The 20,290-nt window shown below is 72.3% G+C and carries 19 protein-coding genes and 1 tRNA gene; 12 read left to right on the top strand and 8 right to left on the bottom strand.

Going from position 1 to position 20,290, the window contains the following annotated elements; genetic code table 11:
- Window positions 1-66: 66 nt before the first annotated feature.
- The 4 genes from DEJ34_RS04320 (at window position 67) to DEJ34_RS04335 (ending at window position 4,180) form a co-directional block, all read left to right on the top strand.
- Entirely contained in the window at window positions 67-1,110 is a 1,044-nt protein-coding gene (locus DEJ34_RS04320; RefSeq protein WP_110823706.1) for a glycosyltransferase family 2 protein, read from the top strand.
- 5 nt (window positions 1,111-1,115) lie between these two features.
- Complete coding sequence (locus DEJ34_RS04325; protein ID WP_110823999.1) at window positions 1,116-1,964, top strand: CDP-alcohol phosphatidyltransferase family protein; 849 nt, start codon at window positions 1,116-1,118, stop codon at window positions 1,962-1,964.
- On the top strand, window positions 1,964-2,869 hold the full coding sequence (locus tag DEJ34_RS04330; RefSeq protein WP_110911539.1) for a glycosyltransferase family 2 protein: 906 nt from the start codon (window positions 1,964-1,966) through the stop codon (window positions 2,867-2,869). The genes DEJ34_RS04325 and DEJ34_RS04330 overlap by 1 nt, the downstream gene beginning before the upstream one ends.
- A gap of 78 nt (window positions 2,870-2,947) precedes the next feature.
- Window positions 2,948-4,180 (top strand): CDP-glycerol glycerophosphotransferase family protein, encoded by a 1,233-nt coding sequence (locus DEJ34_RS04335; RefSeq protein WP_110911538.1) that lies wholly within the window; start codon window positions 2,948-2,950, stop codon window positions 4,178-4,180.
- Window positions 4,181-4,201: 21 nt separating this feature from the next.
- Here DEJ34_RS04335 and DEJ34_RS04340 read toward each other — a convergent pair whose 3' ends face one another.
- The 4 genes from DEJ34_RS04340 to DEJ34_RS04355 form a co-directional block, all read right to left on the bottom strand.
- Window positions 4,202-4,504: a hypothetical protein gene (locus tag DEJ34_RS04340; RefSeq protein WP_110911537.1), complete on the bottom strand. Its 303-nt coding sequence runs from the start codon at window positions 4,502-4,504 to the stop codon at window positions 4,202-4,204.
- Between the two features lie 107 nt (window positions 4,505-4,611).
- Window positions 4,612-5,382 (bottom strand): ABC transporter ATP-binding protein, encoded by a 771-nt coding sequence (locus DEJ34_RS04345; RefSeq protein ID WP_110823710.1) that lies wholly within the window; start codon window positions 5,380-5,382, stop codon window positions 4,612-4,614.
- On the bottom strand, window positions 5,382-6,206 hold the full coding sequence (locus DEJ34_RS04350) for an ABC transporter permease (protein ID WP_110911536.1): 825 nt from the start codon (window positions 6,204-6,206) through the stop codon (window positions 5,382-5,384). The genes DEJ34_RS04345 and DEJ34_RS04350 overlap by 1 nt, the downstream gene beginning before the upstream one ends.
- Window positions 6,207-6,267: 61 nt before the next feature.
- Window positions 6,268-6,963, bottom strand: coding sequence for a phosphocholine cytidylyltransferase family protein (locus DEJ34_RS04355; protein ID WP_110823712.1), 696 nt, complete (start codon window positions 6,961-6,963; stop codon window positions 6,268-6,270).
- Window positions 6,964-7,294: 331 nt separating this feature from the next.
- Here DEJ34_RS04355 and DEJ34_RS04360 point away from each other — a divergent pair, with 331 nt between their 5' ends.
- The 3 genes from DEJ34_RS04360 to DEJ34_RS04370 all read left to right on the top strand — a co-directional run bounded on the left by DEJ34_RS04360 (window position 7,295) and on the right by DEJ34_RS04370 (window position 10,393).
- Complete coding sequence (locus DEJ34_RS04360; protein ID WP_258368345.1) at window positions 7,295-8,521, top strand: ABC transporter ATP-binding protein; 1,227 nt, start codon at window positions 7,295-7,297, stop codon at window positions 8,519-8,521.
- Entirely contained in the window at window positions 8,497-10,062 is a 1,566-nt protein-coding gene (locus tag DEJ34_RS04365) for an ABC transporter permease (RefSeq protein WP_146236931.1), read from the top strand. Before DEJ34_RS04360 ends, DEJ34_RS04365 begins: the two co-directional genes overlap by 25 nt.
- A 67-nt stretch (window positions 10,063-10,129) precedes the next feature.
- The gene (locus DEJ34_RS04370) at window positions 10,130-10,393 is read left to right on the top strand and encodes a DUF3039 domain-containing protein (protein ID WP_110823714.1); all 264 of its coding nucleotides are present in this window, start codon (window positions 10,130-10,132) and stop codon (window positions 10,391-10,393) included.
- Between the two features lie 27 nt (window positions 10,394-10,420).
- On the opposite strand, the gene DEJ34_RS04375 is transcribed toward DEJ34_RS04370, so the two are convergent.
- Window positions 10,421-11,668, bottom strand: a complete 1,248-nt coding sequence (locus DEJ34_RS04375) for a nicotinate phosphoribosyltransferase (RefSeq protein WP_284180718.1) — start codon at window positions 11,666-11,668, stop codon at window positions 10,421-10,423.
- A gap of 137 nt (window positions 11,669-11,805) precedes the next feature.
- Between DEJ34_RS04375 and murI the strand changes: the two genes are divergently transcribed.
- From murI to rdgB, 3 genes are all read left to right on the top strand, one after another.
- Entirely contained in the window at window positions 11,806-12,645 is an 840-nt protein-coding gene (gene murI, locus DEJ34_RS04380) for a glutamate racemase (protein WP_110911567.1), read from the top strand.
- Window positions 12,646-12,728: 83 nt separating this feature from the next.
- A complete protein-coding gene (gene rph, locus DEJ34_RS04385) occupies window positions 12,729-13,478 on the top strand; it encodes a ribonuclease PH (RefSeq protein WP_110823716.1) in 750 nt (249 codons plus the stop codon).
- The gene (gene rdgB / locus DEJ34_RS04390) at window positions 13,475-14,071 is read left to right on the top strand and encodes an RdgB/HAM1 family non-canonical purine NTP pyrophosphatase (RefSeq protein WP_110911533.1); all 597 of its coding nucleotides are present in this window, start codon (window positions 13,475-13,477) and stop codon (window positions 14,069-14,071) included. Before rph ends, rdgB begins: the two co-directional genes overlap by 4 nt.
- Window positions 14,072-14,273: 202 nt before the next feature.
- Here rdgB and DEJ34_RS04395 read toward each other — a convergent pair whose 3' ends face one another.
- From DEJ34_RS04395 to DEJ34_RS04405, 3 genes are all read right to left on the bottom strand, one after another.
- Window positions 14,274-14,948, bottom strand: coding sequence for a DedA family protein (locus DEJ34_RS04395; protein WP_110823718.1), 675 nt, complete (start codon window positions 14,946-14,948; stop codon window positions 14,274-14,276).
- A 146-nt stretch (window positions 14,949-15,094) separates the two neighbouring features.
- Window positions 15,095-15,174, bottom strand: a tRNA-Leu gene (locus DEJ34_RS04400).
- Between the two features lie 102 nt (window positions 15,175-15,276).
- The gene (locus DEJ34_RS04405; protein WP_110911532.1) at window positions 15,277-16,545 is read right to left on the bottom strand and encodes an MFS transporter; all 1,269 of its coding nucleotides are present in this window, start codon (window positions 16,543-16,545) and stop codon (window positions 15,277-15,279) included.
- A gap of 42 nt (window positions 16,546-16,587) precedes the next feature.
- On the opposite strand from DEJ34_RS04405, the gene mnmA reads away from it, so the two are divergent.
- Window positions 16,588-17,694, top strand: a complete 1,107-nt coding sequence (gene mnmA / locus DEJ34_RS04410; RefSeq protein WP_110911531.1) for a tRNA 2-thiouridine(34) synthase MnmA — start codon at window positions 16,588-16,590, stop codon at window positions 17,692-17,694.
- A gap of 75 nt (window positions 17,695-17,769) precedes the next feature.
- Window positions 17,770-20,139, top strand: a complete 2,370-nt coding sequence (ligA, locus tag DEJ34_RS04415) for an NAD-dependent DNA ligase LigA (protein WP_110911530.1) — start codon at window positions 17,770-17,772, stop codon at window positions 20,137-20,139.
- The last annotated feature ends 151 nt before the right edge of the window (window positions 20,140-20,290 follow it).

Below are 20,290 nucleotides of genomic sequence, written 5' to 3' on the forward strand. Positions count from 1 at the left end.
TAGGCTCGGGTCCGCTCTGCGGAGCGGCCCCGGGCCGTCCCGCGCCCGCCGGACCCCGAGGATCACATGCAGCACGACGGACAGGCCCTTCCGGGTGTCTCCTACGTCATGCCCGTCCTCAACGAGGTGACCGAGGTCCGCGCGGCGGTGGGCAGTCTGCTCGAGCAGGACTACCAGGGGCCGTTCGAGGTCATCCTGGCCCTCGGCCCCTCGATCGACGGCACGAACGAGCTCGTCGCCGAGATGAGCGCCGCGGACCCGCGGATCCGCGCGGTCGAGAATGCGGTCGGCTCCACGCCGGCCGGGCTGAACGTCGCGATCCGGGCCTCCGAGCACCCGATCGTCGTCCGGGTCGACGCCCACAGCGTCCTGCCGCGGGACTACACGCGGATCGCCGTGCGGACGCTGCAGGAGTCCGGCGCGGACAACGTCGGCGGCATCATGCGCGCCGAGGGCCGCACCCCCTTCGAGAAGGCCGTCGCCCTGGCGTACGGCAGTCGCGTCGGCCTCGGCGGCACCCCGCACCACGTCGGCGGGCAGGCCGGACCGGCCGAGACGGCGTACCTCGGGGTGTTCCGACGGGAGCGGTTGTTCGCCGTCGGGCTCTTCGACGAGGGCATCAAGCGCGGGCAGGACTGGGAGCTCAACCGGCGCCTGCGCACCACCGGCGGCACGGTCTGGTTCACCCCCGAGCTCGTCGTCACCTACCGGCCCCGGCCGAGCCTCCGCCGTCTCGTCCGCCAGTTCGTCGCGACCGGGCTGTGGCGCGGTGAACTCGCCCGACGCTTCCCCGCCGGCAACGGCCTGCGCTACTTCGTCCCGCCGGCGATGGTCGTCGCCGTCGCGCTCGGCCTGGTCGCCGGGCTCGTCGGTGTGGTCGGAGCGTTGCTCGGCAGCCCCGTCGCCTGGGCGACGGTCGGCTTCGTGGTCCCGGCGGTCTACCTCCTCTTCGTCGTCGTCGGCGCCCTCGCGGTGTCACGACGGTCGGACCCGGCGACACGGGCGTGGCTGCTCGTCGTCCTGCCCTGCATCCACGTCGGCTGGGGCGTCGGGTTCATCATCGGGTTCCTCACCCGGACCTCCGATCTGACCACGCACACGGGACGGTGACCGACATGGCCGACGACGACCGCGGGAACGGCGGCCTGCCGGGTCCCTCCGACAGCCGCGGGTTCGCACGCCCCACCTCGATCGCGGAACTCCGCGCCGTCGCCCAGCCGGACGAGGTCCGCGCCCGGGCGAACGCGGAGCACTGGACGGCCTCGCTGTACCTGCGGGACATCTCGCCGTACCTGACCTCGGTGCTGCTCCGGACCCGGGTCAGCGCGAACCAGGTCACCGGCCTGATGATCCTGGTCGGCTGGTCGACCGCGGCCGCACTCCTCATCCCGGGCATCTGGGGCGCGCTGCTCGCCCTCGTGCTCGGGCAGCTGCAGATGCTCGTCGACTGCTCCGACGGCGAGGTCGCGCGCTGGCGGGGCACACGGTCCCCGGCCGGCATCTTCCTCGACAAGGTCGGGCACTACACCACCGAGGGACTCATCCCGATCGCGCTCGGCGTCCGCGCGGCGACGTGGCCGATCGAGGGCGTCGACTGGATGTGGACGACGATCGGCTGCGCGCTCGGCCTGGTCATCGTGCTCAACAAGGCGCTCAACGACATGGTGCATGTCGCCCGTGCCCACGGCGGCATGGAGAAGCTCGCCGACCGCCGCGACGGGGTGACGGTGCCGTCCGGTGCCCGCCTCGCGACGCTGCGTCGGGTGGCGCGGTTCCTGCCGTTCCACCGTCTGTACCACTCGGTCGAGCTGACGATCATCACGTTCGTGGTCGCGCTCGTCGCCCTCGTCGTCGGGCACCCGCTGGCCGACCGGGTCCTGGTCGGGGCACTCCTGCCGCTCGCGGTCCTCGCGACGGCCGGGCACTTCCTCGCCATCATCTCGTCGAAGCGGGTCCGCGCGTGATGCCGGGGACCGATCGGCGTCGCGCGGTCCCGCACCGCGAGCGGCCACGGGTCGCCGTGGTCAGCCTGACGCAGGGGACCCGGCCGGAGGACCTCCGCCGTGGCCTGGACAGCGTGCTCGCGCAGCAGGACGTCGACCTCGACGTCATGTGCGTCGGGAACGGGTGGGAACCGGTGGACCTGCCGGACGGGGTCCGGGCGCTGGCACTGCCGGAGAACCTCGGGATCCCCGCCGGTCGGAACGCCGGGGCCGCGGCGGTCGACGGCGACTACGTGTTCTTCCTCGACGACGACGCCTCGGTGCCGTCGCCGACGTTCCTGCGCGACGCGATCGCGCTCTTCGAGCGGGACCCCTCGCTCGGGCTCGTGCAGCCGCGGGTCGTCGACCCGAGCGGCGCCGCGAACCCCCGACGCTGGGTGCCGCGCATCCGCAAGGGCGACCCGGAGCAGAGCTCTCCGGTGTTCTCGGTCTGGGAGGGCGCCGTCGTCCTGCCGATGGACGTTTGGCGCGCCGTCGGAGGCTGGGGTGCGGAGTACTTCTACGCGCACGAGGGGATCGAGCTCGCGTGGCGGGTCTGGGACGCCGGTCGTCGCACCTGGTACGCGGGGGAGCTCGTCGCGAACCACCCCGCGATCGACCCCGCTCGGCACCGTGAGTACGTGCGGCTCAACGCGCGGAACCGGGTCTGGCTGGCCCGACGGAACCTGCCCGCCGTTCTCCGGCCGCTGTACGTCGGCAGTTGGGCTGCCATCCAGGTCCTGCGCTGGTGGCGCTCCCCGCGGCGCCTCACCACCTGGTTCGCTGGCGTCGCCGAGGGGTGGCGCGCGGACTGCGGGCCGGTCCGGGTGATGGGATGGTTGACGATCGGCCGGATGACGCTCGCGGGTCGACCGCCCGTCGTCTGAGCCCCGGCGCGCGCCTCGGACTCGCCCGACCCCGACACGACCACCATCCACCGACCGACCACCACGCAGGAGCAGAGCATGGCCATCGTCAAGGACGCCCGCACCGCGATCCGTCTCGTGGCCCGCCTGCTGCGGTCGCGGAAGGTCCGCACGCAGCTGGCCCGTCGCCTGCCCTCGGTCCCGCGGCCCGCACCGGGGTCGGTCGAGATCGCCGTGTACTTCGCCGACGGTCCCGTGAACATGTACCAGATCCGGCAGTGGTACGGCCCCCTGGCGGAGCTGGCGCGGCACCGCGGGGTCGCGATCATCTCGCGGAGCCCCGGCGCGATGCTCACGCTGCTCGACGAGTCGCCGGTCCCGGTCGTCTACGCCCGGCAGGTCGTGGACCTCGAGCGGTTCGTCGCCGAGCAGGCCCCGAAGACCGTGCTCTACGTCAACCAGAACGCCCGCAACTTCCAGATGATGCGGTACGGGCGCATGTGGCACGTCTTCGTGAACCACGGCGAGAGCGACAAGATGTACATGACGACGAACCAGTTCAAGGCGTACGACTACGCCCTGATCGCCGGTGACGCCGCCCGGGACCGACTCGCCGACGCGCTGTGGGACTACGACCTGGACGCCCGGACCATCGCCATCGGGCGTCCGCAGGCCGACCACTTCGTGGGGGAGCCGCCCTACCCGTCCGACGACCGCACCGTGGTGTTGTACGCCCCGACGTGGGAGGGTGACCGCGGCGCCGCTGCTTACGGGTCCATCGCGAGTCACGGGACGACGATCGCCGACCGTGTGCTCGCGTCGCCGCAGCACCGGCTCGTGTACCGCCCGCACCCGCGGAGCGGCGTGGTCGACCCCGCGTACAAGGCCGCGCACGAGCGGATCGTCGCTGCGATCGCGGCCGCCAACGCCGCCGACCCGTCGGCGCACCACGTGTACGACGACGGGCCGACGCTCGGCTGGCAGCTCGCGGACGCCGACGTCGCGATCACCGACATCAGCGCGATGATCTACGACCGCCTGGCCGTGGGGAAGCCGTTGCTCGTGACCCGACCCGTGTCCGCCGACGCCGAGGTGGACGAGCGCGGGTACCTGTCCGACGCCGACTGGCTGCGCGCGGACGACGCCGGGGACGTCATCGCCCGTGTGGAGCGCGCCGCGAACGACGCCGAGCAGCTCGCGCGACTCCGCCACTGGGTGCAGCGGTACTTCGGCGACACGACGCCGGGCACGGCGACCGCGCGCTTCCACGCGGCCGTCGACCGCCTCGTCGCCCACTGGCACGAGGTCGCCGCCGCCCGGTCCGGTTCTTGACCGGTCCGGGCGGCGGCGGCCTCAGGGCGCGAGCCCGGGACCGGCGAGGGACATCCGCCACAGGTACTCGGACCGGTCCGGACGACGCCACCGCACGATGACGACGCCGGTCTCCTCCGGTCCTGCGCCGAAGACGGCGAGGGACAGCCCCCGACCGGGCTCGAGCCGACGGACGACGAGCGGCGGGGAGTAGCCCGTCCCGAGGTGCGTCAGGTCGATGCCGTCGAGGGTCTCGGTACTGGCGTTGATGATCTCGTACCGCCGTGGGGCGGCCGATCGGTCGACGGTGAACGGTACTGGGTACGCGGTGGTGGGGTGGTGCATGGGCAGCACAGTAGGGGTGGGGTCCGACGCCGGGGCCCCGTCAGCCCGCCGGACGACCGGGGGCTGTGGAGCGCGGTGCGGGATGCCCCGGTTGTGCAGGAGTGGCCTCAGGCCCCGTGGTCCGCGTTGTACCGGTCGAGGGCCTCGCCGATGGGCCCGTCGAACTGCAGCCGGCCCTTGTCCAGGTACAGCCCGCGGTCGCAGAACCGGCGCAGGTCCTTGTCGCTGTGGGAGACGAAGAACAGCGTCCGCCCGCCCGCCAGGAGCTCCTCGATGCGCTTGTAGCACTTCTCACGGAAGGCCTTGTCGCCGACCGCCAGGACCTCGTCGACCAGGATCACCGGTTCGTCCAGCCGCGAAATGACCGCGAAGGCGATCCGGACCTTCATGCCGCTGGAGAGGTGCTTGTACGGGGTGTCGACGAAGTCGCCGATCTCGGCGAACGCGATGACCTCGTCGAACGCGGCCCGGATCTCGGCGCGGGACATCCCGTGCAGACCCGCCGTCAGGTAGACGTTGTCGCGGACGGTGAGGTCCCCGACGAACCCACCGGTGATCTCGATGAGCGGCGCGACGCCGGCCCCGACGTGCACACGGCCCTCGTCCGGGAGCATGACCTGCGCCACGAGCTTCAGCAGTGTCGACTTGCCCTGCCCGTTCCGACCCACCACGCCGATCGCCTCGCCCGGGCGCACGTCGAACGAGACGTTCCGCAGCGCCCAGAACTCGTCGGCCTTGCGTCGCCGCTGCCCGCGTCCGAACAGGTCCTTGAAGCTCCGACTCGCCCGCCGGTTCCGCTTGAACCGGATGCCGGCGTCGGTGACGGAGATCACCGGGGCGGTCGTGCTCGCGGTGACGGTCGGTTCGGTGGTGGCCATCACAGCTCCTTGAGGACGCGGTGCTCGCTGCGGCGGAAGACGACGAGCCCGACGGCCAGGACGACGGCCGTGACCACGACCGAGGCGAGCACCTCGACCCAGTCGAGCTGACCCGGGAAGAACGCCGAGCGGTAGATCCCGAAGATGCCGCTGAGCGGGTTGATCGCGGCCAGGTCGTGCAACGCCGGGGGGAGGGCCTGCGTGCCGTAGATGATCGGGGACGCGTAGAACATGAAGCGGAGCACGAGCTTCACCGCACGCTCAAGATCGCGGAAGAACACCACGAGCGGGGCCACGATGAGCCCGAGGCCGTAGACCAGGGTGGCCTGCAGCACGATCGCGAGCGGCCAGAGCACGACCTGCCAGTGCAGGTGCGCCCCGGTCGCGAGCACGAACACGGCGAGCACCGGGATGCTCAGCAGGAACTCGATCGCCTTCGACGCGTCGATGCGCGCGACCCAGATGCTCCGCGGGATCGTCGTCGAGCGGATGAGCTTCGACTCCTTGATGAACGCGCGGGTGGAGTCCGAGACGCCGCCGGTGAACCACATCCAGGGCAGCAGGGCGGCGAGCAGGAACACGATGTACGGTTCCTCGCCCACCGAGCCGCGGTGGAAGACCTGCGTGAAGACGAACCAGTAGATCGCCGACATCACTAGCGGGTCGAGGATCGACCAGAAGTACCCGAGTGCGGACGTCGAGTACCGCACACGCAGGTCGCGGACGGTCAGCAGCCAGAGCGCCTGCCGGTACCGACGGCCGGTGCCCCGGGACCGCGACGGCGACGCCGCGACTGCCGTGGCGTGCGTGCGCGTTCCGCTCATGGGTTCCCTCCGGTCGGGACCACGCCGGAGGCAGGCGACGACCAGGGGGTCCTGACGACGGTCAGGCGAACAGGTCGTTCGCGCGCTCGAGGTCCTCGGCGAAGTCGATCTCGACCGCGTACAGGTCCGAGATGTCGATCGGCGTCCAGCGTAGCCCGTCCTCGGCGATGGCAGCTTCGATGCCGCCCTCGAAGTACTCCTGGTCGTCGACCCGGCCGAGCTGGCGCACCAGGGCCTGCTTGTCGGCCGCGGAGACGTAGTTGATGCCGACTGCCTCACCCAGACCACCGACGACCTTCTTGGAGAGCTTCGCGATGAAGCCCTCGGCGTCGACCGTGTACTTGACCTCTTCGTCGGAGACCTTCTCGGTGTTGACGCTGACGAACGAGCGGCCCTCGTCGATCATGTCGGCGGCACGCACGAGCGCCATCGGGTCGAAGACGACGTCGCCGTTCATCCAGAGGACGCCGCTCTTGCCGGTCGCCTTGAGGGCACGCAGCAGGCTCTTCGAGGTGTTCGTGGAGTCGTAGGACTCGTTGTAGACGAAGTTCGCCTCCGGGAAGGCCTCGACGATGTACTCCGACTTGTAGCCGACGACGATGGTCACCCGGGCGCTCGACCCGAAGGCGGCGCGGATGTTGTCGAACTGCTGCTGCATGATGGTGCGGCCGTCGCTGAGCTCGGTGAGCGGCTTCGGCAGGCTGCGCCCGAGGCGGCTGCCCATCCCCGCTGCGAGGATGACGATCTGCGTGGTCATGCTTGTCCCTTCCGGTGTCCACCGGTGCCGGTGTCCGGGAGCTGCCCTGGCTGGGCGCGCTCCCTCTGGCGCTGGGTGGACTCTTCGAGTCTGCTCGCTGCCGGTTCGGGTTCGCAGAGAGTCCGCGCGATCCGGAGCGACACGCGCTCCGACCGGCGGACGCTCCGCGCGGCGCGGGCAGGTTTCCGAGTGGTGAACACTGCGTCGTGTCCCGGTGAATGATACGGAACCAGGCCGCGTCGGGGTACGGCTCGCCCGGCATCGTGTTCATTTCGTGACCCTGCCGGACGCGGCTCCCCGACCGGTCGGAACCGTTGGTACGGTTGGGCTCGTGTCGGCAGGAACAACGGGAGACGACGACGTGTACAGCACGTCGGACGCCACATGGACGGCCGATCAGGACGACGACGACGCGACCGCTGCCCCGGGGCCGGGCACGGGCGACCACGACGACACGGGGGACACGGGCGCACACGACGCGTCCGCGGGTGACGACATGACGGACCAGACGACCGGCAGCGCGGTGCGGGCAGGGGGCGGCGCGGAAGCCGGCGTCGCTGCTGCGGCCGCCGCCACGAGCACGCCTGCGCCGCGACCGACGAAGAACGGCAAGAAGCGGTCCGGGCGGGCGACACGCCCACAGGGTTCGGCCGCGTCCCGGACCGCCGACGAGCGCGCGGAGCCCGAGGACGGGCGGGGCGACCAGGAGGCCCGGGAGGGTTCCGGCGCCTCCGGTGCGCCCGACCGGGCAGCGCGGACGACGAAGCGCCCCTCACCCCGGCAGAACGTGCCGCAGCAGCCCGTCGTGCTCCGCGCCGACGGCCTCGTGAAGCGGTACGGACAGACGCTCGCGGCGGACGACGTCGACCTCGAGATCCGCAAGGGCTCGATCTTCGGCGTGGTCGGGCCGAACGGTGCGGGGAAGACGACGACCCTGTCGATCCTGACGGGCCTGCTCCGCCCCGACGCCGGCACCGTCACCGTCCTCGACCACGACGTGTGGGCCGACCCGACCGCGGCGAAGCGGGCGATGGGCGTCCTGCCCGACCGGCTCCGGCTCTTCGACCGCCTGACCGGCGCGCAGATGCTGTTCTACTCGGCGACGCTCCGGGGGCTCGACGGCGCGACCGCTCGCAGCCGCAGCGCCGACCTGGCCGCGGCGTTCGGTCTCGGCGACGCGCTCGGCCGCCCGGTCGCCGACTACTCGGTCGGCATGGCGAAGAAGATCGCCCTCGCCGCCACCCTCATCCACTCGCCGCGCGTGCTCGTGCTCGACGAGCCGTTCGAGTCCGTCGACCCGGTCAGCGCGACGACCATCACCGACATCCTCCGCCGCTACACCGCGGGGGGCGGCACCGTCGTGCTCTCCAGCCACTCGATGGAACTGGTCCAGCGCACCTGCGACTCCGTGGCGATCATCGTCGGCGGGAAGGTCCTGGCCGCCGGCACCATGGCGCAGGTCCGCGGGCGTCGCAGCCTCGAGGACACCTTCGTCGAACTCGCCGGAGGCCGCCCCGTCACGGAGAGCATGGAATGGTTGCACAGCTTCTCCGGCTGAGGGCCGACCTGCTCGCGGGCGAGGTCCGCGGGGGAGCCCGACGGTCCGTGGCCGTGGTGGTCGGCACCCTCGTCGCACTCGTCGTCGCCGTCTGGGTCGCGTCCGTCTTCGGCGGCCTCCGCGGAGCGGACCCCGCGGCCGCCCGCGCCGTCGTGGTCCTGGTCGGGGCCGCCGTCGCCGTCGGGTGCACCTTCGTGTCCCTCGCCGTCGGGGTCGTGGACCCGCTCGACCCGCGACGCTTCCTCGTGCACGGCATCTCCCGCCGGGACCTCGCCGTCGGACTCGGCCTGGCCGGGCTCCTCGGCGTCCCGGTGCTCGCGGTGGCGGTGCTCGCCGTCGGCCAGGTGGTGACGTGGAGCCGTGGAGCCGGGCCGGTGCTCCTCGGGGTCCTCGCCGCGGTCCTGGTCATCGCGACGAACGCCCTGCTCATCCGGGTCGGCAGCACCGTCGGCGCCTGGCTCTTCGCCGCGCACCGCGCCCGGGACGCCGCCTGGTTCGTGACGTTCGTCGTGGTCGTGCTGTCGGTCCCGACGGTCCCGCTGCTGCTCCGCCCGGCGTGGGTCGAACCCGCCGGCGCGGAACTGCAGCGCATCGCGGACGTCGCCGGCTGGACGCCGTGGGGAGTGGCGTGGGCCGTCCCCGCGGACGCCGCGAACGGGGACGTGGGGTCAGCCGTCGGCAAGCTGCTGGTCGCGCTCGTCGTCGTCGGGCTGCTCGCCCTCGCGTGGTGGGCCCTCGTCGGGCGGCTGCTCGTCACGGTCCAGGGCCGGAGCCGGAGCCGGCACTACCGCACCCTCGGCTGGTTCGACCGGCTCGGTGCCACCCCGTTCGGCGCGGTCGCCGCCCGGGCGCTGACGTACTGGGGACGGGACCCGCGCTACCGGAGCTCGTACCTCATCCTGGTGTTCGTGCCGCTCGTGGTGGTGCCGCTCGGCGTGGCCGGTGTGCCGTGGGCGTGGACCGCGCTCGCGCCGCTGCCGCTCATGGCGCTCATCGCCGGGTTCCTGCCGCACAACGACGTCTCGTACGACAACACGGCCGTCTGGCTGCACGTCGCCTCGGGTGCCCCGGGGTGGACCGACCGCCTCGGGCGTCTCGTGCCGCTCATCGTCGTCGGTGTCCCGCTGCTCGTCCTCGGTGCCGCGGTGTCGGCTCGGCTGTACGGGGACCCGGACGCGTTCCCGCTGCTCGTCGGTGTCTCGGCGAGTGCGCTGCTCGGCGGGCTCGGCCTGTCGAGCGTCGTGTCGGTGGCCCTGGCCTACCCGACGGTCCGACCGGGCGACCACCCCTTCCACCAGCCCCAGGCGGCCGGTGCCACGGCGACGGTCGCACAGACGCTGATGGTCCTCGGCACGCTGGCCTGCATGGTCCCGGCCGGGTGGTCGGCGGTCCGCGTCCTGCTCGACGGCGGCGACCCGTGGCCGGCGATGTGGATCGGCGCGGGCGTCGGCCTGGCGGTGCTCGTGCTCGGGGTCGTCGTCGGCGGCGCGGTGTTCGACCGACGCGGCCCGGACCTCCTGGCCGCCGCGCAGCGGAACTGACCGTCCGCAGGCCCCTCGACGAGACCGGAGGGCAGCGCGTCCGCGGACGGCGACGTACGCTGGTGTCATGAGCACGACGGAACCCGGTGGTGGCGGCCTCGACGTGATGGACCGCGAACTCGAGAAGCTCCTGGAAGAGGAGGCGATCGAGCCCGGCGACCACGAGCGGTTCTCCCACTACGTCAAGAAGGACAAGATCCTCGAGTCCGCCCTGACCGGCAAGGCCGTCAAGGCGCTCTGCGGCAAGAAGTGGATCCCGGGCCGCGACCCGGAGAAGTTCCCGGTCTGCCCGGACTGCAAGGCCATCTACGAGAAGATGAAGTCCGAGTAGGACCCCCGCCGCCCGGCACCCGCGCGCTCAGACGACGAGCGTCGGGATGGCCGGATCGCCGCGACCGATGCGCTCGGCGTCCGCCGGTAGCTCGGCCTTCGCGCGCTTGTGGTGCGCCCGGGCCGCCTCGACCCCGGCGGCGCCGAGGAACGCGGGGTCGACCTCACCGGAGGTCACCACGGGGACGAGCAGGTCCCGCTCGTCCGGTCCGACGGATCCGGAGGTCAGCACGACCTCGGCGGTCGCGATCCCGTTGCGCAGGCGCCGGCCGGCCTCCTTGCGGCCGCCCGTGGACGCCTTGTCGGCCGACTTCTTCGCCACCGGGACCCACTCGCCCGCGGGGGAGTGGTGCGCGACGAGCTTGAACACCATGCCCGCGGCGGGGTGCCCGGAGCCGGAGACGACGGACGTGCCGACGCCGTACGAGTCCACCGGGGCGGCCCGGAGCGCGGCGATCGTGTACTCGTCCAGGTCGTTCGTCACGGTGATCTTCGTGCTGGTCGCCCCGAGCCGGTCGAGTTGGGCGCGGACGCTCGCGACGACCGACGGCAGGTCGCCGCTGTCGATGCGGACGGCGCCGAGCTTGCCGTTCGTCAACCGGACGGCGGTGTCGACGGCGGCCTCGATGTCGTAGGTGTCGACGAGCAGCGTCGTGCCGGTGCCGAGCGCGTCGATCTGCGAGCGGAACGCAGCCTCCTCGGTGTCGTGCAGGAGCGTGAAGGCGTGCGCGGCCGTGCCCATCGTCGGGATGCCCCACGTCCGCCCGGCCTCCAGGTTGCTCGTCGCGCCGAAGCCCGCGATGTAGGCGGCACGGGCGGCGGCCACGGCGTTCCACTCGCCGGTGCGGCGGGAGCCCATCTCGGCGAGCGGGCGTCGGTCGGCGGCGGACACCATCCGGGCGGCGGCGGAGGCGATGGCCGAGTCGGCGTTGAACACGCTCAGCGCGAGCGTCTCGAGCATCACGGCCTCGGCGAAGGTGCCCTCGATCTGCAGCACGGGGGAGTTCGGGAAGAACACCTCGCCCTCGCGGTAGGCGCGGACGTCCCCCCTGAAGCGGTAGTCGGCGAGCCAGCGCGCCGTGCCCTCGTCGATGACGCGGCGGTCCCGGAGGAAGCCGATCTCCTCGTCGCCGAAGCGGAACTCGGTGAGCTGGGTGAGGAAGCGCCCGAGTCCGGCCGCGACGCCGTACCGGCGCCCGTCCGGCAGGCGGCGGGCGAACACCTCGAAGACGCAGCGGCGGTCGGCGGTGCCGTCCTTCAACGCGGCGTCGACCATGGTGAGTTCGTACTGGTCGGTCAGGAGCGCGGTGGTCACGCGTCCGACCCTACCCAGCGGGCCCGCCGCCCGGCCAGGGACCGCCGGGAGGTCCGGTGCGCGTCCGCCCCGTCGGTGGCGTCGGTACGCTGGTCACCGTGACGGATGCACCGATCGGAGTCTTCGACAGCGGCGTCGGCGGGCTCACGGTGGCCCGGGCGATCATCGACCAGCTGCCCCGCGAGAGCGTCCGCTACGTCGGGGACACCCTGCACTCGCCGTACGGCCCGAAGCCGATCGCCGACGTCCGGCGGTACGCGCTGCAGGTGATGGACGATCTCGTCGACCAGGGCGTCAAGGCACTCGTCATCGCGTGCAACACCGCGTCCTCGGCGGTGCTCCGGGACGCCCGCGAACGGTACGAGCAGGCGACGGGCATCCCCGTCGTCGAGGTCATCCAGCCCGCGGCCCGCGCGGCCGTCAAGCAGACCCGCACCGGACGGATCGGGGTCATCGGCACGATCGGCACCATCGCGTCCCGCGCCTACGAGGACGCCTTCGCGGTCGCCGCCGACGTCACCCTCACCACGGCCGCGTGCCCGCGGTTCGTCGAGTTCGTCGAGGCGGGCGACACCTCGTCCGCCGAACTCCGCGAGGTCGCCGCCGGGTACCTCGCCCCGGTCCGGGCCGCCGGGGTCGACACCCTCGTCCTCGGCTGCACGCACTACCCGCTCATGTCGGCCGCGATCCAGTACGTGATGGGGCCGGACGTCACGCTCGTCTCCAGCGCCGAGGAGACCGCGAGCGACGTCTACCGCCGCCTGGTCGAACACGGGCTCGAGCGCACGAGCACCGAGCCGCCGAGCCACTCGTTCGAGGCCACCGGTGCCGACCCCGACGGCTTCGTCCGGCTCGCCCGTCGCTTCCTCGGACCCGAGGTCGCCGCCGTCGGCCACCTCGAGACCGGCACCATCACGCTCCCACGCGCCCTGCGCTGACCTTGCCCGGCCCGCCACCCGGCGGGCGCGCGACCGACCGGACCACCCGCACCGAGCCTCCAGGCCGGACCGAGAGGAACACCATGAACGCCACCGACGGACCCGTCCGCATCGACGGTCGGACGACCACCGACCACCGCCCCGTCACGATCGAACGCGGCTGGAGCAGCCAGGCCGAGGGCAGCGCGCTCATCTCGTTCGGGAACACGAAGGTCCTCTGCACCGCCTCGTTCACGAACGGTGTCCCGCGCTGGATGGCCGGCAAGGGCACCGGCTGGGTCACCGCCGAGTACTCGATGCTCCCGCGGTCGACGAACGAACGCATGCAGCGCGAGTCGATCAAGGGCAAGGTCGGCGGCCGCACGCACGAGATCTCGCGACTGATCGGCCGGTCGCTCCGCGCGGTCGTCGACATGAAGGGCCTGGGCGAGAACACGCTCGTCCTCGACTGCGACGTGCTGCAGGCCGACGGCGGCACCCGCACGGCGTCGATCACCGGCGCGTACGTCGCGATGGCCGACGCGATCGAGTGGGGCCGGTCGAAGGGCTTCATCGGCAAGAAGGCGACGCCGCTGACGGACAGCGTGCAGGCGATCTCGGTCGGGATCGTCGGCGGGGTGCCGATGCTCGACCTGGCGTACGAGGAGGACTCGCGCGCCGACACCGACATGAACATCGTCACGACCGGGTCGGGGAAGTTCATCGAGGTGCAGGGCACGGCGGAGCACGCGCCGTTCGACCGCGAGGAGCTCGACGCGCTGCTCGACCTCGGACTCGCGGGCAACGCCTCGCTCGCCGCCGTCCAGCGCGAGGTGCTGGGGCTGTCCTCGTGACCGGCACGGTCGTCCTCGCGACGCACAACCAGGGCAAGGTCGTCGAGCTGCGGGAGATCCTCGGCGAGGCCCTCGGCGGGGTCGAGCTCGTCGCGTACGACGGCCCCGAGCCGGTCGAGGACGGGGACACCTACGCGGCGAACGCGCTCATCAAGGCCCGGGCGGCGGTCGCCCACACGGGGCTGCCCGCGCTCGCGGACGACTCGGGCATCGCGGTCGACGCGCTCGGGGGTGCGCCGGGCATCCACTCCGCCCGGTACGCCGGCACCCGGGTGGACGCGGACAACATCGCACTGCTCCTGCAGAACCTGGAGGGCGTGGTCGAGCGGACCGCGGCCTTCGTCTGCGCCGCTGCGTTCGCGACGCCCTCCGGTACCGAGCACGTGTTCGAGGCGGTGTGGAACGGCGAGGTCGGCACCGAGCCGGTCGGTGACGGCGGCCACGGCTACGACCCGGTGTTCCGGCCGGACGACGCGGAGGGGTCGGCAGCGGAGTTGACCCGCGCCGAGAAGAACGCGCTGAGCCACCGGTCGAAGGCGTTCCGGGGCATCGCGCCGATCGTCCGCGAGTGGTTCGAGGGCGCGGAGCGGTAGCCGCTCGCGGTTGGCGGGGTGCCCGGTGCCCGGTGCCCGGTGCCCGGTGCCCGGTGCCGATCGGACGGGCACAACACGAACCGGCTCGAACCGCGGATCTCCGTGGTTCGAGCCGGTTCGTGTTGTGCTGGTCCAGCTCGCGCCGGCCTCGGTCGGGCCGGCGTCCGTCCGTCGGGCCGGCGTCCGTCGGCCACTGCGGCGGCTACGGCAGCGGGTCGGCCTGCTTCGCCTTGCGGGAGTTGCGGACGTACGTGATGACGGCGGGGACCACCGTGACGACGACGGCGGCGAGCAGGATCACGTCGATGTAGTTGCGCACGATGTACGCCACCGCGGGGATGTACCCGAGGAAGTACCCGAGGAACGTCACGCCGACGCCCCAGATGACCGCCCCGACGGCGTTGTACAGCGAGTACTTCCGGTAGTTCATCCGGCCGACGCCGGCGGCGATCGGTGCGAAGGTCCGGACGACGGGGACGAAGCGGGCGAGGATCACCGCGAGGGCCCCGTACCGGTGGAAGAACGCGTTCGTCCGGTCGACGTTCGCCTTCGAGAACAGACCGCTGTCCTTCCGCTCGAAGATGGGCGGTCCGGCCTTCTTGCCGATGTAGTACCCGAGCTCGCCGCCGATGAACGCGGCGGCGCCGATCATGAGCGCGACGACCCAGATCGGGATGCCGCCGATCTGCCCGTGGCGGTCGAAGGCGAACAGGCCCGTGATGACGAGCAGGCTGTCCCCGGGGAAGATGAACCCGACCAGCAGGCCCGTCTCGGCGAAGATGATGGCGCAGACGACGAGCACGGCGAACGCCCCGAAGTGGTCGAGGATGTACTGCGGATCCAGCCAGGGGATCAGGGCGAGTGCGACGGAGTCCATGGTTCTTCCGGTCGGCGGACGAGGGCGGATGGCACCCGCCGGACCGAGGGTACCGTGCGGGCATGTCCTGGCCATCCGTCGTCAGGCTGACGTCGATCGACGATCGCCGGCTCACGGACCGGGACCGTCGGTCCCGCGTCACCCGGTGCGGAAGGAGGGACTCGAACCCTCACGCCGAAGCACAGGAACCTAAATCCTGCGTGTCTACCGATTCCACCACTCCCGCTGGCCGCACCAGTGTACGCAGGAGGGCCCGTGGCGGAGCCGCAGTGGGCCACCCGTCGGCCGGCCGGCCACCCGCGGCGGGACACCGCCGGGGCGGCGCCGCTCAGCGCAGCGTGCGGGACAGGTAGCGCGGCACGTAGCGGAGCAGGACGCCGGCACCGACGAGCCCGAGCACGCCCATCACCCCGCTCGCGACCGCGATCGTCGCGACCGCGGTGACACCCGAGATGACGAGCGGGGCTGCCGCGGAGCCGACGTCCCCGGTGAACCGCCACGCCCCGAGGAACGGTGCCGGACGGTCGGCGGGCGCGAGGTCGGCACCGAGCGTCATGAGGATGCCGGAGCCGACGCCGTTCGCGAGCGACATCGCCATCGCCACCGCGACGAACCAACCGACCCGGGCGTCGAGGTGGTCGCTCCCGGCGAGCAGGAAGTAACAGACGCTCAGGCCGAGCATGCAGGGCAGGGCGCTCGCCAGCCGGCCCCACCGGTCCATGATCTGGCCGCTCGTGTAGAACAGCGCGAAGTCGACCGCCCCGGCGATGCCGATCACGAGCGCGGCCGCCGAGTCGTCGAGTCCGACGTTGACCGCCCAGAGCGGCAGGATCACCTGGCGGCCCGCCCGCATCGCGCCGATGAGCGCGGCACCGCTGCCGAGCCGGACGAGGACCCGGTGGTGCTGACGGAGGGTGCGGAACAGCCCCTCGGACTCCGCCTGCACGAACTGCTCGCCCTCGTGCTCCGCGGGCGCCGGCCGGGAGGCGCGGCGCGGCCACTGCAGGCCGCGCGCGCCCGTCGCCGGGTCGCGGATGACGAGGAGCACGACGGCCGCGCCGAGACAGCACACGACGTGCACCCAGAACGCGCTCTGCGTCGTCCCCGTGAGGTGCACGACGCCCGCGGCGAGGAACGGGCCGACGAAGTAGCCGAAGCGGAACACCCCGCCCAGGCTCGACAGCGCGCGGGCCCGGATCCGGAGCGGGATCGCGGTGGTCATGTAGGCGTGCCGGGCGAGCGCGAACACCGCCGTCGACAGGCCGACCAGGAAGACCCCGACCGCGAGCACGACCGGGTTCGGCGCTGCCGTGCAGACGAGCAGGCCGACGACCGACACGACCGCGGCGCCGATCATCGCGTTCCGTTCGCCGATCCGCGCGACGACGACCCCGGAGGGCACGTCGCCGATGAGCTCGCCGACGAGGATGAGGGACGCGACGAAGCCGGCGATCGCGAGGCTCGCCCCGAGGGAGTCCGCGGCGATCGGGATGATCGGGATGATCGCGCCCTCGCCGATCGCGAAGAGCGCCGCGGGCAGGAAGCCGGACAGCAGGACGCCACGGAGGTCGAAGCCGTCGTTCGGGGTGCTCGTCATCGTCGAGCAACGGTACGCCGGTGTCGGAGTTACCCTGGACGCATGCGTGTTCTGGCGGCGATGAGCGGTGGGGTCGACTCGGCGGTGGCCGCTGCCCGGGCGGTCGAGGCCGGCCACGACGTCGTCGGCGTGCACCTCGCCCTGAGCCGGATGCCGGGCACCCTCCGGACCGGCAGTCGCGGCTGCTGCACCATCGAGGACTCGATGGACGCCCAGCGGGCCGCCGCCGCACTCGGCATCCCGTACTACGTGTGGGACTTCTCGGCGCGCTTCAAGGAGGACGTCGTCGACGACTTCGTGGCCGAGTACCAGGCGGGGCGCACCCCGAACCCGTGCATGCGGTGCAACGAGCGCATCAAGTTCGCCGCGCTGCTCGAGAAGGCCCTCGCCCTCGGCTTCGACGCGGTCTGCACCGGGCACTACGCCTCGATCGTCACCGGCGCCGACGGCTCGCGCGAGCTGCACCGCTCGGCGGCGTGGGCGAAGGACCAGTCGTACGTCCTCGGCGTGCTGACCGCCGAGCAGCTCCGGCACGCGATGTTCCCGCTGGGCGCCACCCCGTCCAAGGACGAGGTCCGGGCCGAGGCGGCGGCGCGCGGGCTGACGGTCGCGCAGAAGCCGGACTCCTACGACATCTGCTTCATCCCGGACGGCGACACCCGCGGCTGGCTGGCGGACCGTGTCGGCACCGCGCCCGGCGAGGTCGTGGAGCGCGACGGAACAGTGGTCGGCTCCCACGAGGGCGCCACCGGGTACACCGTCGGACAGCGTCGCGGCCTCGCACTCGGCCGTCCCGCAGCCGACGGCAAGCCCCGCTTCGTGCTCGAGATCCGACCGAAGGACAACACCGTCGTGGTCGGCCCGAAGGAGGCCCTCGACGTCGCATCGCTCTCCGGCACCCGGTACACCTGGGCGGGATCGGCCCCGTCCGACCCGTCGACGCCGTTCCGGTGCGACGTGCAGATCCGCGCCCACGCCGACCCCGAGCCCGCGACCGCACGGGTCGAGGACGGCGCCCTCGTGATCGAGCCCGACGAGCCCCTGTCCGGCGTCGCACCGGGGCAGACCGCGGTCGTGTACGTCGGCACCCGGGTGCTCGGGCAGTGCACGATCGACACCACGGTGTCGGCCGCTCCCGTCCCCGCCTGATCCGGCGGTCCACGCCCCCGGACGGGCGCACCGCTGCTGCGCGCGGCGTCGGTGGAGCACGGTAGAACTGACTGCATGAGCGAGACCGACGCGACCTTCGAGACCATCGACCCCGCGGGGCTCGACGCCGCGCAGGCCGCTCGGGAGGTCGACCGGCTCCGCGCCCGTGTCACCGAGCTGCGTCACGCCTACTACGAGGGCAACGGTTCCCCCGTCGCCGACGCCGAGTACGACGCGATGATGCGCCGGCTCGACGCGATCGAGCAGCGCTTCCCCGAGCTGCTCACCGAGGACAGCCCGACGCAGACCGTCGGCGGGCAGGCCCAGACGACGCAGTTCGCGCCGGTGGAGCACGCCGAACGCATGCTCAGTCTCGACAACGTGTTCAGCCCGGAGGAACTGACCGACTGGGCGCTCAAGGTCCAGCGGGACGCCGGGACCGAGCGCGTGCGGTTCCTCACGGAGCTGAAGATCGACGGCCTCGCCATCAACCTGCGGTACGAGCACGGCCGGCTCGTCTCGGCGGCGACCCGTGGCGACGGCGTCGTCGGTGAGGACGTCACCGGCAACGTCCGGACGATGGGCACCATCCCCGACCGGCTCGCCGGCACCGGACACCCGCCCCTCGTGGAGGTCCGCGGCGAGATCTTCTTCCCGGTCGCGCAGTTCGACGAGCTGAACGCCCGGCAGCGCGACGCCGGCGAACGCGTGTTCGCCAACCCCCGCAACGCAGCAGCGGGCTCCCTGCGCCAGAAGGAAGAGGGCAAGTCCCCGGCGAAGCGCGAGCTCATGGTCGACCGCCTCCGCCGACTCCGGATGCTCGTGCACGGCATCGGTGCCTGGCCGGTGCGGGACCTCGAGCGGGACACCGACGTCCGCGCCCAGTCCGAGGTGTACGAGCTCCTGCACGAGTGGGGACTGCCGACCGGCACGCACCACCGCGTGTTCGACTCGATCGAGGACGTCCTGGGGTTCGTCACGGACTACGGGGAGCGCCGGTCGGCGGTCGAGCACCAGATCGACGGCATCGTCATCAAGGTCGACGACCTGGCCCTGCACGAGGAGCTCGGATCGACCTCCCGCGCGCCACGGTGGGCGATCGCGTACAAGTACCCGCCGGAGGAGGTCCACACGAAGCTGCTCGACATCGTCGTGAGCGTCGGACGGACCGGGCGCGCGACACCGTTCGCGTCGATGGCCCCGGCCGAGGTCGCCGGCTCGGTCGTGCGACAGGCGACGCTGCACAACCAGCAGGTCGTCAAGGCGAAGGGCGTGCTGATCGGCGACACCGTCGTGCTGCGCAAGGCCGGCGACGTCATCCCCGAGGTCCTCGGCCCCGTGGTGGAGCTCCGTGACGGCACCGAGCGCGAGTTCGTGATGCCGACGGACTGCCCCGAGTGCGGTACCCCGCTCCGTCCGGCGAAGGAGGGGGACATCGACCTCCGCTGCCCGAACGCGGAGAGCTGCCCGGCGCAGGTGCGCGGGCGGGTGGAGCACATCGCATCGCGCGGGTCGCTCGACATCGAGGGCCTCGGCGAGGTCGCCGCCGCCGCCCTGACCCAACCGGTGTACCCGGAGACGCCGCCCCTGGTGACGGAGGCCGGGCTCTTCGAACTGACGATGGAGGACATCGTCCCCATCGAGGTCATCGTGCGGGACGCCGAGACCGGCATGGAGAAGACCGAGGACGGCGGCGCCCCGAAGCGCGTCACCCCGTTCAGCCGGGCGCGCAAGAAGACCGACCCGCCGTTCGACCCCGAGGCCCGCGGCGCCGACTACACGGGGGAGCCGGGCCGCTACCCCTCGAAGAACGCGTTCGAGATGCTCGCGAACATCGACGCCGCGAAGACGAGGCCGCTGTGGCGGATCCTGGTCGGCCTGAACATCCGGCACGTGGGACCCGTGGCGGCCCGCGCGCTGGCGAACCACTTCGGGTCGCTCGACGCGATCCGGTCCTCCTCGCGGGAGGACCTGGCGGCGGTCGACGGCGTCGGCGGCATCATCGCGGACGCCCTCCTCGACTGGTTCGAGGTCGACTGGCACCGCGAGATCATCGACCGGTGGACCGCGGCCGGCGTGCAGCTCACCACCCCCGGCCACCCGGGCCCGGGCGCAGCCGTCGCCGAGGGCGGTGTGCTCAGCGGCGTGACCGTCGTCGCCACGGGATCGCTGGAGGGCTTCACGCGGGAGGGCGCGCTCGAGGCGATCATGGCCGCGGGCGGGAAGGCCGCGTCGAGCGTCAGCAAGAAGACCGACTTCGTCGCTGCCGGGCCGGGTGCGGGGTCGAAGCTGACCAAGGCCGAGCAGCTCGGCGTGCGGGTCATCGACGCGGCGCAGTTCGCGGTCCTCGTCACCGAGGGGCCGGCAGCGCTCGCCGATCCGGCCCCGGACGACGCTGTGCCGGACGACGCGGTGCCGGACGACACGGAGAAGCCCGCGACCTGATGCGGACGCATGCACACCGGAGCGGGATCCGGCTGCTGCGACGCGCCAGGGCCTGTCCCCAGTACGGGGGGCAAGTTGCATCCCGCATGACCCCCGAAGGGCCGTTCTCCATACACTCGACAGCGCATCACCTGTCGTCTGCAGGGGAACG

This window comes from Curtobacterium sp. MCPF17_050 (assembly GCF_003224435.2).
Classification (GTDB): Bacteria; Actinomycetota; Actinomycetes; order Actinomycetales; family Microbacteriaceae; genus Curtobacterium.

Bases quoted from the DNA above. Each gene is read 5' to 3' on its own strand.
- DEJ34_RS04375 (WP_284180718.1), bottom strand. From the start codon at position 11,668: ATGGTCGACGCCGCGTTGAAGGACGGCACCGCCGACCGCCGCTGCGTC.
- DEJ34_RS04330 (WP_110911539.1), top strand. From the start codon at position 1,964: ATGCCGGGGACCGATCGGCGTCGCGCGGTCCCGCACCGCGAGCGGCCA.
- DEJ34_RS04335 (WP_110911538.1), top strand. From the start codon at position 2,948: ATGGCCATCGTCAAGGACGCCCGCACCGCGATCCGTCTCGTGGCCCGC.
- rph (WP_110823716.1), top strand. From the start codon at position 12,729: ATGAACGCCACCGACGGACCCGTCCGCATCGACGGTCGGACGACCACC.
- mnmA (WP_110911531.1), top strand. From the start codon at position 16,588: ATGCGTGTTCTGGCGGCGATGAGCGGTGGGGTCGACTCGGCGGTGGCC.
- DEJ34_RS04370 (WP_110823714.1), top strand. From the start codon at position 10,130: ATGAGCACGACGGAACCCGGTGGTGGCGGCCTCGACGTGATGGACCGC.
- DEJ34_RS04350 (WP_110911536.1), bottom strand. From the start codon at position 6,206: ATGAGCGGAACGCGCACGCACGCCACGGCAGTCGCGGCGTCGCCGTCG.
- DEJ34_RS04340 (WP_110911537.1), bottom strand. From the start codon at position 4,504: ATGCACCACCCCACCACCGCGTACCCAGTACCGTTCACCGTCGACCGA.
- DEJ34_RS04325 (WP_110823999.1), top strand. From the start codon at position 1,116: ATGGCCGACGACGACCGCGGGAACGGCGGCCTGCCGGGTCCCTCCGAC.
- DEJ34_RS04345 (WP_110823710.1), bottom strand. From the start codon at position 5,382: ATGGCCACCACCGAACCGACCGTCACCGCGAGCACGACCGCCCCGGTG.
- DEJ34_RS04365 (WP_146236931.1), top strand. From the start codon at position 8,497: ATGGTTGCACAGCTTCTCCGGCTGAGGGCCGACCTGCTCGCGGGCGAG.
- DEJ34_RS04355 (WP_110823712.1), bottom strand. From the start codon at position 6,963: ATGACCACGCAGATCGTCATCCTCGCAGCGGGGATGGGCAGCCGCCTC.
- ligA (WP_110911530.1), top strand. From the start codon at position 17,770: ATGAGCGAGACCGACGCGACCTTCGAGACCATCGACCCCGCGGGGCTC.
- DEJ34_RS04405 (WP_110911532.1), bottom strand. From the start codon at position 16,545: ATGACGAGCACCCCGAACGACGGCTTCGACCTCCGTGGCGTCCTGCTG.
- DEJ34_RS04395 (WP_110823718.1), bottom strand. From the start codon at position 14,948: ATGGACTCCGTCGCACTCGCCCTGATCCCCTGGCTGGATCCGCAGTAC.
- DEJ34_RS04320 (WP_110823706.1), top strand. From the start codon at position 67: ATGCAGCACGACGGACAGGCCCTTCCGGGTGTCTCCTACGTCATGCCC.